Source organism: Flectobacillus rivi, from assembly GCF_030056655.1.
Lineage (GTDB): Bacteria > Bacteroidota > Bacteroidia > Cytophagales > Spirosomataceae > Flectobacillus > Flectobacillus rivi.
The window spans coordinates 109,833-127,333 of the sequence record NZ_JASHIE010000002.1; the positions used below are offsets into that span (position 1 = coordinate 109,833).

At 38.7% G+C, this 17,501-nt stretch carries 10 protein-coding genes; 9 read left to right on the forward strand and 1 reads right to left on the reverse strand.

What is annotated here, in order from left to right:
- Nucleotides 1-9 precede the first annotated feature (9 nt).
- The 9 genes from QM481_RS02960 (at nt 10) to QM481_RS03000 (ending at nt 16,916) form a co-directional block, all read left to right on the forward strand.
- Nucleotides 10-1,527: a DUF5691 domain-containing protein gene (locus QM481_RS02960; RefSeq protein WP_283380600.1), complete on the forward strand. Its 1,518-nt coding sequence runs from the start codon at nt 10-12 to the stop codon at nt 1,525-1,527.
- A gap of 47 nt (nt 1,528-1,574) precedes the next feature.
- Entirely contained in the window at nt 1,575-2,654 is a 1,080-nt protein-coding gene (locus tag QM481_RS02965; protein ID WP_283380601.1) for an ATP-binding protein, read from the forward strand.
- 60 nt (nt 2,655-2,714) lie between these two features.
- On the forward strand, nt 2,715-5,003 hold the full coding sequence (locus QM481_RS02970) for a DUF5682 family protein (protein WP_283380602.1): 2,289 nt from the start codon (nt 2,715-2,717) through the stop codon (nt 5,001-5,003).
- Nucleotides 5,000-7,936 (forward strand): DUF4132 domain-containing protein, encoded by a 2,937-nt coding sequence (locus tag QM481_RS02975; RefSeq protein WP_283380603.1) that lies wholly within the window; start codon nt 5,000-5,002, stop codon nt 7,934-7,936. Before QM481_RS02970 ends, QM481_RS02975 begins: the two co-directional genes overlap by 4 nt.
- Nucleotides 7,937-7,941: 5 nt before the next feature.
- Nucleotides 7,942-9,135, forward strand: a complete 1,194-nt coding sequence (locus QM481_RS02980; protein WP_283380604.1) for a VWA domain-containing protein — start codon at nt 7,942-7,944, stop codon at nt 9,133-9,135.
- Between the two features lie 459 nt (nt 9,136-9,594).
- Nucleotides 9,595-13,146: a hypothetical protein gene (locus QM481_RS02985; RefSeq protein WP_283380605.1), complete on the forward strand. Its 3,552-nt coding sequence runs from the start codon at nt 9,595-9,597 to the stop codon at nt 13,144-13,146.
- An 839-nt stretch (nt 13,147-13,985) separates the two neighbouring features.
- On the forward strand, nt 13,986-15,419 hold the full coding sequence (locus QM481_RS02990) for an arginine deiminase family protein (RefSeq protein WP_283380606.1): 1,434 nt from the start codon (nt 13,986-13,988) through the stop codon (nt 15,417-15,419).
- Between the two features lie 164 nt (nt 15,420-15,583).
- Entirely contained in the window at nt 15,584-16,513 is a 930-nt protein-coding gene (gene ctlX / locus QM481_RS02995) for a citrulline utilization hydrolase CtlX (RefSeq protein WP_283380607.1), read from the forward strand.
- Nucleotides 16,514-16,589: 76 nt separating this feature from the next.
- Nucleotides 16,590-16,916 (forward strand): HesB/IscA family protein, encoded by a 327-nt coding sequence (locus QM481_RS03000; RefSeq protein ID WP_095160352.1) that lies wholly within the window; start codon nt 16,590-16,592, stop codon nt 16,914-16,916.
- A 285-nt stretch (nt 16,917-17,201) separates the two neighbouring features.
- Here the strand turns inward: QM481_RS03000 and QM481_RS03005 are convergent, their stop codons facing one another.
- Nucleotides 17,202-17,495, reverse strand: coding sequence for a hypothetical protein (locus QM481_RS03005; RefSeq protein ID WP_283370772.1), 294 nt, complete (start codon nt 17,493-17,495; stop codon nt 17,202-17,204).
- Between the last annotated feature and the right edge of the window lie 6 nt (nt 17,496-17,501).

The window sequence follows — 17,501 nt, forward strand, 5'->3', positions numbered from 1 at the left end:
ATCGATATTATGTATTGGAGTCACCTAAAAAAAACGGCATTATTGGGCACTACCAAAATGCCATTACAGCTTGAGCCATTGCCAGAACCCATACAAAAAGCCCTTGCTGAAGAAAAAAACACAGAGGATCTATTTCTAAAAGCTTCTGCCATGACGCTTTTGTACGAAAAAGCTGGCACTATGCATGAGAAGGTAACATTTCCTAATCAGGCATTTTCGGAGACTGAAACCTCTGAGTATAGTTCCAAAAACATTCATGCTATCTGGAAAGGCTTTTTGAACGAAGATAAAGTCAACTATTATCTGGTAGAGTATTTACTTCTCCAATGTACACAAAATCAGTTGATTGTACAGGATAATCTAATTGTTCCGATTCTGAACAAATTTTTCACAAAATTCAAATCAAAACTATATCCTGTTATTGGCAAAAAAGGACTTTGGCTGACACAATTCAATCCTGATTGGCAAGATAAGCTTATAGTTGATAATGTATGGACAGAAGGAAAACCCTCTGCTCGAAAGTTATACTTTAGTAAGTTAAGAAAAGAAAAGCCCAACGAAGCACTGGCGCTTTTGGAGGCTTCGTGGAGTTCAGAAACAGGAAAAGACCTTAAAGATTTTCTAAATGAATTCTTTCATCGTTTATCTAGTCAAGACCTTGATTTTTTGAATAAAGTACACGAAGAGTTAGCCCAAATCAAAAAGCCTAAGGATATTACTTTCGATACGATTAAAATCATTCTTCGCCTAAAGCTAGGTATTTATGGGTGCGACTGGGCCAATAGCGTTGCTAAGCACATCGTAGATTTGCTTCCTAAGTACTTGGATTCAGAGAAAAAACCTGTAGAAATAGCTACATTCTGGGAAGAATCTAAGCTGAGAGAAACCCTCGGAATGCAGCCAATAAGCCCCTACAGAGGCGTTTCTGATGAATTGTATTGGATTTCTGAGACCTTAACTTATCTACATCCACAATACATATTCGATTATTTTGACAACGATATCCAAAAGCTTATTCAAAAGTTTGTAGATACTCACGAGTCACTATTGCTCAATGCTTTTTCACAAAGCATGGAACTTGCTACGCCTGAGCAAATTGATCTTTTCTTATCAAGTTGTGACTTTTCAAAATATGCTTGGCATGATTTAATACAATTCCTCAATTGGGAACGACAAGAAGTTCTTTTGATGAAAAATGATTCTATTGATCTTGCGATACTTAAAGATTTCGTCTTATTAAATCCGCATCAAGAATATTCCACAAAATTTTCAACGTACATTTTATCAGTTTTAGCCTCTGTAATTGTTAATCCGCAAACCTTTTACACGTTAATGTACGAGCATGATTTAATGAGTACTCTAGGAAGATGTTTTTCAACTCAGCTTCTAAAACAACTTGATAATTACCCTGAACAAATCCAAACCGAGCCGCACAGAAACATGTGGGAACGCTCCGTAGTAGTTCCTCTAAAATCTTCATTGTATTACAAAAAGATGATTCAAGCGGAATTTTTACAAAAACTATAGCCAATACCAAATTATAACACATAGTTAGATTATAAACCTTCAACACCATGAACGTATTACGTCAACACGCAGAAGAGCAGTTTGCTCATGAATTAGAAGAAATTAGTAAACAAGATAAAAATGCCCGTCCAACCAGTTGGAATCTTTCACCTCAGGCGGTTGTACACTACTTAATAGGTGGCAAACTACCGAATGGATTTGAGGTATCGCCCAAATATATCGGTAATCGTCGCTTGATGGAAATCGCTGTAGCCACCCTTACCACCGACCGAGCGCTACTATTATATGGATTGCCCGGAACAGCCAAGTCATGGGTAGCAGAGCATTTGGCAGCAGCGATTTCGGGAAATTCAACATTGCTCGTACAAGGTACGGCTGGAACCAGCGAAGAAGCCATTCGTTATGGTTGGAATTATGCCAAATTGTTGGCAGAAGGACCAAGCGAAAATGCCTTGGTAACTACTCCAATGATGCAGGCGATGCGCACGGGAAAAATTGCCAGAATTGAGGAATTAACACGTATCACTGCCGATGTTCAGGATACTTTGATTACTATTTTATCTGAAAAAACACTCCCTATTCCAGAGCTAAATATGGAAGTGCAAGCAGTAAGGGGATTTAATGTGATTGCCACAGCCAACAACCGTGACAAAGGAGTAAACGAATTGTCAGGTGCCCTAAAACGCCGTTTCAATACAGTAATTTTACCTGTTCCTGAAACGATGAAGGAAGAGATAGCAATTGTACAACATCGTGTATCTAGCTTACAAAAAGCCCTAGAGCTTCCTGCTGAGGCACCTGCTCTAAAGGAAATTCAACGAATTGTAACTATTTTCCGTGAGTTACGTGCTGGCGTAACTGCCGATGGTAAAACCAAAATCAAAACGCCATCCAGTACCATGAGTACTGCCGAAGCTATTTCGGTAGTAAATAATGGTTTAGCCTTGGCTGCTCATTTTGGTGATGGTCGTCTCAATGCCGAAGATTTGGCTGCTGGTTTGGTTGGTGCTGTGGTAAAAGACCCTATTCAAGATAAAGTCGTTTGGAATGAATATTTGGAAACAGTCATCAAAACACGTGAAGACTGGAAAGACGTGTATCGTGCCTGCAAAGAGATTGTATTGTAACATGTACAATATCTATTCATGACAAACTGAATCTTTAACGCTTAAATCTGCACGCAAAATATGCCCTTAACAATTTTGGGAATACGACATCATGGGGTAGGTTCGACCCAAAATGTAATCGAAATGTTGGAGCAAATCCAACCAGATATGGTACTGGTTGAAGGCGCTCCAGAACTAGATTCGATTATTTCTTGGATTGGTAATGAACAGCTCAGACCTCCCGTGGCTGTACTTGGTTACAACGTAGACGAACCCCAACAGGCTACCTTCTACCCTTTTGCAGAATTTTCGCCTGAGTGGCAAGCTATTCTTTACGCCAACAAACGCCAAATTCCAGTAAGAATGTTGGACCTACCTTTAGCCATAGGTTTTCAACAAAAGAAGAATGAACAAGAAAAGGAAAATGATATTGCAGAAGAAACTGATATTGAAGATAACAATATTGAAGATTCCAAGCCATTAGAGCCCCTGCATATTCATCAAGACCCTATTTCTTACTTTGCAGAAATAGCAGGTTATGACAACTCGGAACTTTGGTGGGAGCATCACTTCGAACATAACTACATAGCAAATAGTGCCAAAGAGCATTTTGATGCCGTAATGCTCATGATGACGGAACTTCGTCGTGCCAATATTCCATCGGTATTGGATGAAGAAAATATTGCCCGTGAAGCCTATATGCGTGAGATTATCCGAAAAGCTCAAAACGAACTGTACGACAATATTGTAGTCGTTTGTGGTGCTTGGCATGCTCCTGCGCTGCTCGATGTGGACAGTACCGCCAAAGCGGATACGAAACTCTTAAAGTCTTTACCCAAAACTAAAATCAAAGTAGCCACCACTTGGATTCCATGGACAAACGGGCGTTTATCCATGTACTCAGGATATGGTGCAGGTATTACCTCGCCAGGTTGGTATGACTTTTTGTGGAAAAAAGGCAAAAGAAAAGATTTTGCCATAGAATGGCTCAGCCTTGTAGCGAGACTTTTCCGAAAAAAGCAAATTGATATATCTACAGCGCACGTTATTGAGGCATTTCGTTTGGCTGAGACCTTAACTAGTTTACGTGGACTTTCTCGTATTGGCTTACTCGAGCTCAACGAAGCTACCCAAACAGTCATGTGTATGGGCGATACAGTTTTATTGAGTTTGGTCAAAGATAAGCTTATCGTGGCCAATCGCTTGGGCGAAGTTCCCGACGAATTACCGAAAGTTCCTCTCCAGCTTGATTTCGAAAAGTTAGCTAAAAGTAACCGTTTGGCACTTACAGCCGAAAAGAAAGATTATGAATTAGACCTTCGAAAAGAGCTAGATCTCAATCGAAGTAAAATGATTCACCGACTGGATATTTTGGAAATCAATTGGGGACAAAAAGTCTATGCCCGTAGCAAAGGCACTTTTAAAGAAGCATGGACCTTGTCATGGAAACCCGAAATGTATTTGGCTTTGATTGATAAAGCAGTTTGGGGCAACACGCTTGAAGATACTTGTACAAAATACTTGATTGACACTAGTCAAAAATCACAAAATATTGGAAAAATTGCTGAGAACATCCAAAAAGCAATACCTGCCGAGCTGTTTGTAGCAATTGAATTTTTGCTTAAAAAAATTGACGAAGTTGCTGCCATTTCTGCCGATATATTGGACTTAATGACCGCGCTTAAGCCTATGGTGGAAATCAGCAGATATGGAAACGTTCGCAAAACTGATTTAGGTGCAATTCGTCAGATTGTGGATGCTCTCCTCACCCGTATATGTATAGGTTTGCCAAATGCCTGCTACGGACTCGATGATGACAATTCGAGAAAAGTATTTGAGCATATCAAACAAGTAAATGAAGCAACTAAGCTAATCGAAAATGAAGATTTGACCCAGTTATGGTTTGATACGCTTAAAAAACTTTTGACGAAAGATGGCGTTCATGGTATCATTCAAGGCTGTACTTGTCGCTTATTACTTGATGTTCAAGAAATTAATACCGAAGAAACCGCAGAGCGATTTGCTTGGGCTTTGTCACAAGGACAAGAACCAAGTTTTTCGGCAGGTTGGCTCGAAGGATTCCTCAAAGGAAGTGGTATGATTTTAATATACGACCATGTCTTATGGAACCTCCTCTACAAATGGGTAGCTGAGCTACCTCAGGAATACTTTACGGAGCTATTACCCATTTTACGACGTACTTTTTCACAATTTGAACCTAACGAACGAAAACAACTAGGAGAAAAAGCCAAAGCTGGCACTATTATTCAATCACTAGAATTTACCACTATTAACGAAAATTTTAACCCTCAATTCGCCGAAAGCGTACTGCCTATGTTAGAAACGCTTTTGGGTATTACTCGACTATGAAAAATTTAGAGAAATTAGAAATCTTTATCGAAAATCTAAAAAAATCAGTTCATGCATACGCCCGTGTTGAAGCTGATAGCTGCATCGAATATCTGAGAAGTGACGACCCTACGATTCCAGTACCTCCTATACAAAACTACTGGGTAATCACAGGGTTTGAGCAGTTATTGGGCAATGTAGACGAATGGGATGAATGGGAAGAAAAAATCATGGCATTGATGACTCAACCTTCCAATTGGAATGAACCTCAGGCATTGGGATTTTCCACCTATGGTGGCTTTCGTGATTTTACTGATTGGGTCAGCAAACAAATACTACGTAGCAAGAATAATCTTGACATAACCAAAATCCTCCAATTAGCAAGTCGTTTTATTACCGATGAAGCATTCCTAATTTACTTTTTAAATACAAAGACATTTTTTGTTGATGGAAACCAAAATTTGACAAAATGGGGTAATTATCTTTTGCTCAATAATCAACACTATAATCCAATTTTGTTGAATACCAGTATAGAGGCTAATGAGAAAACCCTCCTAGTAATGTTTCTTTTATCCTCTAAGCAAAATGAATTTTTATCGTCAACAATCGACTCATTGATTGTTGATGATAATATTTTGAATATCACCGATTTGCTACTTAATGAGGATTCAACAAAATATGAACCACTCATCTTCACCAAATGGCAAAACCTAAAGAATAGTTATATATTCATTAAACTGTATGAATTTTTGGCGAACAAGTTTCCCGAAAAATATAACCCACTTGAATTAGAAGCCATTCAAAAAACACTTACCATCGAATTGAATTGGTGTAGTACCAACTATGCCAGTCTTTATTGTTATGGGCCTGAGCCAATCACTGTGTTAGCGCACTGCTTTAATTTTTTGGTAAAAAAAGAAACTCAGGAAACTAAAAAACGATTCCAAAGTGAACTACAAAATATCTACTCAATACCTGTTGACCTTTTGGTAGCGGTAGCAAACGAATTGAAAGAAGACGGTTTAGATATTTTAATAGAAGCCCTACATCAAGACCCGAATAATCTTTACTGGAATGATAAAGATTTCTTCAAAAAATACTTCAAAATCGTTGAAGCACTTGATTTCCGCTCACACCAAGAATATTTCTGGGATTTGAGTAAAAACAAATCGAAAGAGTTACGAAGATTAGGTGCTGGTCTATTGAGTAAATTAGGCAATGAAGCCATTCCAAACGCTTCTGAATTAACAAAGTCTAAAAAGTTGGAGGCTAGACAAATGGGCTTTCTGATTTTATCCCTTATCAATACCGATGAATCAAAAGTCATTTTGGTTGAACTTTTGGAACAAGAAAAGAATGATGAGGCTCGTGATATTATTCTGGAATCATTGCGTCACTTAGTTAGTAAACAAAATTCTTTAGCAGAAATTAATACCAAAATAGCATTTGCTCAAAAAAGAGCTAAGCTCAATGCTCCATTAACGCCATGGCTCGACGAAAAGGTGCTTCCTCCACTATACTTCAAAGATGGTACCCAGCTAAGCGTTGAGGCGTTTCGTTTCTTACATTATCGTATGAGTCGTGCCAAAGAAATTCGCCTCGATATAGAAGCAAAATTACTTATTGAGCATTTGGATACTGACAAAAACTACGAATATGCCGCTAGTTTATTGGATGCCTATTTTGTCAATGGAGCACTAGCTAATTTCAAATTCTGTTTGACGCTCGCTAGTATTTTTGGAGATACTACTGTCATCCGTCAATTGCGTAATAAGGTGCAAGAATTTGCCGATAACAATCGTGGTAAAATGGCGGAATATGTTGTAAAAGCATTAGCGCTCAATGGCGGAACACAGGCATTGCGTCATGTGGAGTACTTTTCTAGAAAATATAAAAACAAAAATAAAAACGTTGGCGCTGCCGCAACCGAGTCGTTTACCATTGTTGCCGAAGAACTGGGAATATCTCCATACGATCTAGCCGACCAAATCATTCCTGATTTTGGGTTTGAAGGATTGTTTAAAACCTTTGAAGTTGAAGGACAAGAATATCGTGCCTTTGTGAATCAAGATTTTAAAATCCTTTTCTTAAATGAAGATAACAAAACGCTAAAAGCGCTTCCTAAAGGAACGCCAGTGGATTTACAAGAGGAATTTAAAGAGATAGGAAAGGAAATCAAAGACATCGTAAAATCTCAAACACCTCGTTTGGAGCAATACCTCATTATTCAGCGTCAATGGGATACTGAAAAATGGCAGAGCCTTTTCCTAAATAACCCCATTATGTTTGTCTATGCAACGAGGTTAATTTGGGGTGCTTTCAACGACCAAAAGCAATTGTTATTTACCTTCAAAGTGCAAGAAGATCAAACGTGTATCAACCAAGATGGAGACGAGGTAGCGTTTGAAGAAGGACAAATGATTCGAATGGTGCATCCACTAATTCTTGAGACGGAGACCATCAACTATTGGTCAGAAGTATTAAAGGATGAAGGGCTATCACCTGCATTTTTACAACTCAATCGTGAGGTAGTCAATTTTGACCCTTCGGATAAAGGAACCCTTATTTCTTCAAAGTACAGAGGCATTGAAATGTCAGGATACACCTTCGTGTCTGTACTTGAAAAAAGAGGCTGGTTTAGAGGTTCGGTTGTCGATGCAGGCTTCATCAGCAATTATTACAAAAACTTCGCGGAAGAAGGTATCACAGCCATTATTACACAGGAAGGAGATATATGTGTAGGTTATCTGGACTCCATCGGAGGAATTGGCAACCTTATGTTTGTAAAATACGGTAGTGTCGACTTTGGAAGTTATACCTATGATGAACCAGGGCATACAAACGACCCAAGACTAATTCCTTTTGAACAAATCTCCCCTATTATGTACTCAGAGGTAATGGCAGATATGCAGTTTTTCAAAGAAAATGATACTAGACAAAACGGCGGTAATTAAGTACTATGACAGACGAAAAAGAATCACTCCGACGCTGGCGCCTTATGTTAGGAGGCGATGAAGCTGATGGCACACAATATCAACTGTCAGATTTAGACAGTCAGATTGATGTTGCCCTCTCGGCTCTGTATGACTTTGAAAGAAAACGAAGCTTCAATTATGGACAAAATGGAGGTGGTGCAGGAGGAAATGGTAGCTCCAGTCCTTCTGTGGCACGTTGGTTAGGGGATATTAATAAATATTTCCCTCAGTCGGTGGTGCAAGTGATGCAAGGTGACGCCTTAAAGCATCCTGAGTTACAGCAAAAGCTCATGCTAGAACCTGAAATTTTGGAAAAAGCTACGCCCAACGTGCATTTAGTTGCCAGTTTAATGGAACTAGGCAAACTAATTCCTTCCAAAACCAAAGAAACTGCTCGTAGAGTGGTGCAACAGGTAGTAGAGGAGTTAATATTAAAATTAGAGCAAAAAACGATACAAGCTATTACAGGCGCTATCAATCGAAGCGTTCGCAATAATCGACCTCGTTATAATGAGATAGATTGGAATACAACTATTCGGAAAAACCTCAAAAACTATTTGCCCGAATACAAAACCATTATTCCAGAAATTAGAGTAGGTTTTGGACGTAAAAACAAACGATCTTTAAAAGATATTGTTTTGTGCCTTGATCAAAGTGGTTCAATGGGCGCCTCTGTTGTCTATTCAGGCATCTTTGGTGCAGTTATGGCTTCGTTACCACAAGTAACAACCAAAATGGTGGTATTTGATACTGAAGTGGTTGATTTGACAGAAGATTTGAAAGACCCTGTAGACTTGCTCTTCGGAGTACAGCTTGGTGGAGGTACCGACATCAACAAAGCTCTCGGATATTGTCAAGAAATTATTACGAAGCCCGACGATACCATTCTGATTATGATTACGGATTTGTATGAAGGAGGTAATCAAGCACAGATGCGCAAACGTATAGTGGAGCTCAGTGAGTTGGGGATTCAAATAATTTGTCTGCTAGCTTTAGACGATTCGGGTGCACCTTCTTTTGACAAAGACAATGCTAAATTCCTCTCCAACGTAGGAGTTCCTGTCTTTGCTTGCACACCAGATTTGTTTCCAAATATGATGGCAGCTGCCATTAACCGACAAGATATGAGTGCATGGGCAAGCCAAAATGACGTAGTTTTGAAAGGATCAAACTCATAAGTAATAGTAACGCCACATACTTGATATGTGGCGTTATAAGCTAAAAATCAGCACTTTTAAGGATAGAGTTTTTCTCCATAATTAAGAGTGTCAACTTTAATATTTGAAGCCCTTTACCATCAAATAATTTCTACAAAAAAAAACATAGCAAAATACACTCTGGCACGGTTTTAGAGCAAATAGTCTAAAATTGCCGCACTTCAATTTCGTACTAATTTTAGTATGCTTATCCTCTATTATCCTCACTCATTCAAAACTCCTGCGTATAGTCATAATTTAAGCCTCAATGGCATAATTTTTGCTCCTTTTTAAGCAAGCAACCGCCAGTTGTATTCAAAAAATCAAAATTTCCTAAGTAGAAAACATCTCCGCCAACCAAAGAGCAATCTCTCGATTGTGACTTTGACTGTATTTCTATGTGGGCTGTAAAAGGTGTTTAATTCAATTAATTTTATGCTCATGAACAAGTTTACCCAAGTAGTTGTGGTACTGTGTATTTCTATGCTCAGTATCTTTCAAACACATGCGCAGGTGAAAACATTGGAGAATAATAAAATCCCAATGGATCCAATCGTTGGAACTGGCGTTACCATTAACTCCTCGCTATCTCTTACTGGTGGCGCAACAAACACTTCAAACGTCGTAAATGGCGACCTTCGTGATTTTGCTACAATCGATTTAACACTCTCTCTTCTAGGCGGTGGTGTTGGTCTAACCGTACAAGATGCTAAACAATACTATCCCGCTGGTAATGTTGTAGGTTTTGTGGTAGCTCCTGGAGCTGGTTTACTCTCAGCTTCCGTTTTATCAAACATCTCAATCAAAACATACCGAGATGGTACGCTTCAAGAAACAGCTACTTTATCAGGAGGTTTATTGAATGCTTCCGTACTAGGTGGTAGCATTGGAAAGCAAATTTTAAGTTTCACTACTACAAAAGACTTTGACCAAGTTCAATTGTTCTATAGTGGTGGTGCGGTTGGTTTATTCAATAGCTTAAATGTATATTATGCTTTTGAAGGCCCTGCGGCAACAACTAATTTAGATTGTGCTGACAAATGGGTGAATGGTGGAACAGGGAGTTATACTGTTAATGGAGCAACGACAAGTTCTATCCCTCTGGTTGGGGGTCTTACATGTGTTGGTGGCGTTTCTAACGAAAACAACGTAATTGATGCTAATACGACCAATAATGCAGATTTAACGATATTGGTTGGAGTTGCTTGTTCAAGCTATATTGAAGTAGCAAGCGCTACCGCAAGACCAGCAGGTAGTGAGGCAGGTTTTGTTATTTCAGATGGTAACACGCTTATTGACTTAAGCTTATTCAGTAATTTGAAAATTCAAACTTATAACGGCTCTATCCTTCAAGAAACTATTACTGGTAACAGTTCAACAATAAAGCTTGGTTTGCTTGGAAATTCTAACAAATATGAGTTCGGCTTTAAAACTACTAGAGCCTATGACAAAATTAGAATTACAGCAAATGGAGGATTATTGTCTGTAGCAACTAATCTAAAGGTATTTTATGCTTATTCTAAGCTTGATACGGATAATGACGGATTTGCAGATTGTATAGATAAGTGCCCTACAGGGCCTGACTATTTTGATGAAGATGGAGATGGTCGTCCAAACGGTGTACCTTGTGATAAAAATGAAATCAATGTTTCCATTGCAAAAACAAGTAGCAATAATGGAGCACCTGTTCCACTAGGTTCACAAGTTACTTACACAATAAAAGCGACAAAAGCTGCAGGATATGATGACCCTACGGGTTTAGAAATTACAGATTTACTTCCATCAACAGTAACGTATGTTTCTCACTCAGCTGAATCTGGAACGACCTATGATAAAACAACTGGAAAATGGTATATAGGTAGTTTATTAAGTGGCGATAAAACAGAAGTAACCCTTACTATTACAGTTACAGCAAATGCCGAGGGTATTACTTACAATACAGCAACTGTCACCGCAAGTGATAACAACGTGAACAAAGGTAAAAACTCAGATACAAATTGTTTCACAGTTCCTGCAAAACTTTGTACTGGAGAAACAATGACATTACGAGTACCTAAGACGTACACTAACTACCAATGGAAAAGAAACGGAGTAGAGATACCTGGTGAAACAAAAGATTCATTAGTAGTAAGAGAGGCTGGCGAGTATAGCGTTACATTAGATTTAGTTGCTGGTTGTTCGACCGGTAACTGTTGTCCAATCATCGTTGAAATGGCACCACTTCCAGAACTATTAGCTACAGCACAACCAGCTAAAGGTTATTGTACTGGAACAACTATCAATTTAGGTGTAACTACTACTAATACTGTTAGTCTTTCATGGGCTGGTCCAAATAATTTTACCTCTACCGTAGCGAATCCAACTATAAGCTCAGCAAGTGCTGTAAATGCAGGTGTATATACCATCACGGGTACATCATCTTTGGGTTGTACAGCAACAGCTACAGTTCAGGTAAATGTTAATCCTATTCCAACAGCTACAGCAAATGCTCCACTTCAAGTTTGTTTGAATGGTACAGCTAATCTTTCGGTAAGCAGTAATCCAGCTGGCGCAAGCTACTCATGGTCAGGTCCTGCAGGATTTACTTCTACAGCTGCCAACCCTACAATTGCATCTGTAACAAATGCTAATGTAGGAACTTATTCTGTAAGTGTAACTGATATCAACGGTTGTACAGCAACAACAACTACTTCAATCAGTCTATACTCTGCTCCAGATGTGAAAATTACTCCAACAGCATTGGCTGTCTGTGAGCAATCTCCTATTACTTTGACAGCTTCAGGTGCATCAACGTACTCTTGGACAGGTCCGAATGGATTTACTTCTACTTCGGCAAACCCAACAGTAACAGCAAGTGCTTCGATGACTCAACACGCAGGTGTCTATACTGTAACAGGTGTTAGTGGTGATAACTGTAGTGCTATTGCTACTGTAAACGTAATGGTGAATCCTAAACCAATGGTTACTGCAACTACAGTAGTAGCGGTTAACTGTTCGGGTGTACCACTTACTTTAAGTGCGACAACAGACGGAACAAGTCCTTCATATTCTTGGACAGGACCAAACAGCTTTACTTCAACAGCTGCAAGTCCAGTAGTTTCTGCAACTGCAACAGCTGCTATGAGTGGAACTTATACAGTTACAGTAACCGATAGCAAAGGTTGTATTGGTACGGCATCAGTTGCCGTAACTGTTAACCCTGCTCCTACTACGACAATCACAGGCGGTCCAACAATTACAGTATGTTCTACCACTCCAATTGCCTTTACGCTAGGTGGAAAACAAGCAGGCGAAACTTACGCTTGGTCTGGTCCTAACAGCTTTACTTCGACAGTAGCAGAACCAACAGTAACAGCTTCGGCAACGGCTGCTAACCAAGGTGTTTATACTGTTGTTGTAACTAGTCCATTGGGATGTAACCAAACAGCAACAGTTAGTGTAACTGTAAATGCAACTCCTGTTGGAACTACTGAAAACAAAGAAGTTTGTGCAGGTACTCCTGTGACATTGACTGCTACAGGTGGAACTTCATATCTGTGGGATACTGGTGAAACAACAGCATCGATTTCAGTGACTCCTATGTTCTCTACAACATATCGTGTAACTAAATCTTCAGCTCAAGGATGTTCTATCGAAGATACATTTAACGTGACTGTTAAAGCAGCTCCAATTTCAGCAGGGGTAGTTACAATTTGTAACGACAATGGTACTCCAGGAACTGGTGCAGATGATAAGTACACTCTCACATTAAACCCAACTGGCGGTAGTGGAACAACATATACAGTATCAGGTGGTATTACATCGGCTTCTCCACTAAATTATGGTGCTACATCAAGTGTATTTGGTCCATTCCAAATCAGTGATGGCCCTAAAACAATTACAATTACTGATGCAAATGGATGTTCGTTGAACAACGTGACGATCACGCCTCCAGCGGCATGTTCATCTTGTCCTCAGGTTTGTGTGCCGATTACAATTAAAAAAATGAGATAGTATAAATTTTATTTTGCGAGATAAATACAAAAGGGAGCCTGCATTGGGCTCCCTTTTTGTTATTTGAGTAAATAGGTAAGTATGAGTGCTGAATTGTGAGTGATGAGTTTTGAGTGTATTTTTTGATTACTAATATTTTATCTCATTAATTTCTTAAACTTAATTTTGCACGACTACGTAAAATATCCCTTAGTCTCAAAATGCTTCTCGGTATATGTGCTCCTTCTTATATGATTGCTTGAGCAAAAATGTTTCATCACTTTCAGATTATTTGAAAGCTAGAATTTCAACAGAATAATAACTTGGGGAAATATTTTTATAGAAGATATTAAGACAAGAAATAAATAGCAAAAGGGAGTTAAGTCTCGAATTGTAGTAAGGTTAAAAAAACATTCAATACCGTGCAATTAAACCGCCTAATTACTGCTTATTCGAATGCGTCATGAGCAAATGACTTATTACCATTAATACTATCAATCCAAGTAACTTCCCTCCCGTGCCTATATAGATACCTAAACTTACGAAAGAAATCACAAATTGGATTCAGCTTAAGTACTAGAATTTCTTACAAAAAGGATATCTCGCATGCACCTCTAAGCGTATTTTCTACGAATACCCTAGTATTATTTTCTTTTACACAGAAAAAACTTCGATTATATAATTTTCATATTTTGTCAAAGATTATAGGCCATTCTGAAAATCTATTCAGCTTTGAAATGAAAAATTCGTTATGTTTTTCTCTCGACTTGACTTTGTAGAAAAAAAATCGTTTATTGCGAAAAATGAGTTTTTTACCATTTTTTACCTAAAAAGCAACAAACTTCAAAGACAATCAAATTATGGAAAAGTCTATCAATGTTTCATCGGAAGTAGGAACGCTAAAGAGGTTATTGATTCATAGCCCAGACAGTGGATTAGGGAAGGTTATTCCTTCAAAAGCTCAAGATTGGCTCTTTGAAGATATAGTGCATCTGGACACGATGCGAAAAGATGAATATGATTACTACGTAAAAACATTACTTTACTTCCTCGACCCATCCAAAATTAAAGGTCGTTTGCACGAAATCGATGCCGATACCTCCAGAGAATTCTTCAAACCAGAAAGCCCACATTATTTCAAATCAGATAGAGTCATCGAAGTTCAAAGGCTATTGGCAGAAGTTTTAGACAACTCTATTATAAGGACACGACTTGTAGCTGCCGTTTGTGCGGTTGAACATTGTTCGTTTGCCATTCAAAATACGTTATTGAATTACCCTTCTACCGAACTGGCCAAAACGCTTATCTCAGGCATGACGCCCGAAAAAGAAATGCTTTTTGCGCCTATTCCCAACTTTATCTTCACTCGGGATATTGGGATTACCATCAACAACTATTTATTGCTTAATAAACCCGCCAAAATAGCGCGTACACGCGAAGCTTTGTTGATGCAATACGTTTTCTTCAATCATCAAATTTTTGAAGAAATACGCAACAATATCATCGAAATTCCGGACAATGAACATCAGTTCTTAATGCCCGATGACCAAAAGTCAGATACCATTGCCACTCTCGAAGGTGGCGATGTCATGATGGTGGCGCCTAACCACTTATTGATAGGTATTTCGGAAAGAACTACAGTGTACGCTGCCAAACAAGTCATAGAGGCTCTTTTTGAAAAGGATATAGTTGAGAAAATTACCTTGGTAAAAATTCCGAAAAAACGTGACTATATGCACATTGATACGGTTTTTACACAAGTCAAAAGAAATATTTGGGTATTACTCGGCTCGCTTGGAAAACAAGCTAAACAAGAAAATGAGATATTCGTAAAAGCTGGTTTAATCAAAGCTAAGGTGAAAGACGAATTACGCATTATACAATTCCGCAAAGATGCCAAAGAACCACGTGTAATTGACTATTTGGAAGATTTGTTGACAGAAATTTCAGTAAATGATTTAGGCTGTATGCCTCTCGATGTACAATTTGTATATTCTGGTAATAACGAGTTCCCTTACGGTGACCGCGAGCAGTGGACAGATTCTTGTAATTTGTTGGCACTCAAAGAAGGAGTCGTAATCGGTTATGATAGAAACGACAAAACCCTTGAAGCCTTTAAGGCATTAGGCTTTGAAGCTATCAAAGCAGCTGATTTGATTCAAGAATTTGAGAGTGGTCGCAAGTCGCCAGATAATATGCAGAATACTTTTATTCTACTTCCTTCAGCAGAATTATCGCGTGCTCGTGGTGGTTCACACTGTATGTCAATGCCAATTCTGAGAGAGGGATTTTAGGTCTTGGCAATCAGCAATCGGAGGTTACTAAAGAAGTGGTAGAAACATCTTTCCTGAATGCCGATAGCTCATTGCCGAAAGCCCAAAGGGCAATCTTTTTTGCATGCTAACGGCTACACTACTTACAAATAAACTACTTTGCAACAAACAAAACGAATCAAACTATGCGCTCACAAACAACTTCAAATATCTTGATGATTCGTCCTGTGCGATTTGGCTTTAACGAACAAACAGCCGAGTCAAATGCATTTCAGGATAAAGCTTTTGGTCAACAAACGCAAGATACTGCCCAAGCCCAAGCGTTAGGTGAATTTGATGAAATGGTGGCTCGCCTCCGCAAACATGGTGTCAATGTCATTGTAGTCGAAGACACACCTGAGCCGCATACACCTGATTCGATTTTTCCTAATAATTGGGTTTCATTTCACAATAACGGTACGGTCATCGAGTATCCAATGCAGGCTCCCAATCGCCGATTGGAAAGACGTCAAGACATAGTTAACCTGCTGGAAAAAGATTTTTATATCAACCGAAAAATTGATTTATCCTATTTTGAAGAAAAAGGCGAATACCTAGAAGGAACAGGCTCGATGGTACTAGACCGAAAATTCAAAATAGCGTATGCGTGTTTGTCGCCAAGAACTAATGAAGCGGTTTTAACTGAATTCTCAATTCAGATGAATTACGAAATCGTAAAATTCACCGCAGTAGATGGCGCAGGAAAGCAAATTTACCATACCAATGTCTTGATGTGCATCGGCGATATGTTTGCCGTGATTTGTCTTGAAGCAATACCTGATTTGGATGAACGTTTGATGGTTAGAAATTCACTAGAAAGCAGTGGAAAGCAGGTGATTGAAATTACCCTAGATCAAATGAATCAGTTTGCAGGCAATATGCTTGAAATTCGTAGCGAAAAAGGAGACCGATACTTGGTTATGTCAGATGCCGCTTATTACTCGCTTACACCAGCACAAACCAAAATTCTAGGCGACTATTGTACTATTCTACACTTCGATTTGAGTATGATTGAAGGTAATGGAGGAGGTTCGGCACGCTGTATGATGGCTGAGGTTCATTTGCCAATGAAATAGATTTTCGGAACTTTTCGATTACTTTTGTGGTTCAAAAATCATAACAACTTGTTTTTCCTAAAATAGATATAGCATCATGGTAACAGTAACAGATATAGCAGCAGAAAAAATCAAAGAATTGCGTGATAAAGAAGGTTTAAGCAACAACTACAACGTACGCGTAGCCGTACAAGGCGGTGGTTGCTCAGGCTTGATGTACGACCTCGACTTTGCTTCTGAACCACAAGCCAATGATATGGTATTTGAAGACAAAGGAGTAAAAATCATGATTGACAAAAAATCCATTCTTTATCTTGCAGGTACAGAATTAGATTTTTCTGACGGTTTAAATGGTAAAGGTTTTCAATTCAAAAACCCTAATGCAACTCGTACTTGTGGTTGCGGCGAAAGTTTTGCAGTATAGCATTTAGTGAATTGTGATTGAGTGAATGAGTGATTATTTTTAATATAATTTTCACTTGTATAGACGCAATGCTTTGTATTTTAAAAGGTATTTTCTGAAATATAGTAACAAAAAAGGGTGCGAAAATTAATTTTCGTACCCTTTTTTTATGAAGTTAATTAAACTCTTTCGTCAGGGATGAATAAATTCACCCGCTAAGTGGAATAAGTAGTCGATATTTATGAGAACATAAATCAAATCCTATCGCTCTGGTATACTATTTTTCTGGAACAAGCATCGTTAAAACTAAGGCATCGAAAATCCTACAAAAAAACCTATGATGCTCAAAGCAGGTAAAGTAAAGACCCATTTAGCTGCTGAATAATGTCCATGTCGAAACAACCACCAAGCCGCAATAATCGAAATCAAAGCTAGGATTGGGAAAGCAACAATAGAGAAGAAAGTTACCCAACGCCCTTTTGTGGCGCCAGCATCAAACAAAAAAGGGCTCATCATAATCGGAAAGAATGACCCAACAATCAATATCCCATAAAGAATACTGAGAATCCAAAGAATGGTTTTAGTGGTATCTGCACTCATAGTTTC

Excerpts from the sequence above, each read along its gene's own strand:
- QM481_RS02960 (WP_283380600.1), top strand. The coding sequence starts at position 10 with ATGTATTGGAGTCACCTAAAAAAAACGGCATTATTGGGCACTACCAAA.
- QM481_RS02965 (WP_283380601.1), top strand. The coding sequence starts at position 1,575 with ATGAACGTATTACGTCAACACGCAGAAGAGCAGTTTGCTCATGAATTA.
- QM481_RS02970 (WP_283380602.1), top strand. The coding sequence starts at position 2,715 with ATGCCCTTAACAATTTTGGGAATACGACATCATGGGGTAGGTTCGACC.
- QM481_RS02975 (WP_283380603.1), top strand. The coding sequence starts at position 5,000 with ATGAAAAATTTAGAGAAATTAGAAATCTTTATCGAAAATCTAAAAAAA.
- QM481_RS02980 (WP_283380604.1), top strand. The coding sequence starts at position 7,942 with ATGACAGACGAAAAAGAATCACTCCGACGCTGGCGCCTTATGTTAGGA.
- QM481_RS02985 (WP_283380605.1), top strand. The coding sequence starts at position 9,595 with ATGAACAAGTTTACCCAAGTAGTTGTGGTACTGTGTATTTCTATGCTC.
- QM481_RS02990 (WP_283380606.1), top strand. The coding sequence starts at position 13,986 with ATGGAAAAGTCTATCAATGTTTCATCGGAAGTAGGAACGCTAAAGAGG.
- ctlX (WP_283380607.1), top strand. The coding sequence starts at position 15,584 with ATGCGCTCACAAACAACTTCAAATATCTTGATGATTCGTCCTGTGCGA.
- QM481_RS03000 (WP_095160352.1), top strand. The coding sequence starts at position 16,590 with ATGGTAACAGTAACAGATATAGCAGCAGAAAAAATCAAAGAATTGCGT.
- QM481_RS03005 (WP_283370772.1), bottom strand. The coding sequence starts at position 17,495 with ATGAGTGCAGATACCACTAAAACCATTCTTTGGATTCTCAGTATTCTT.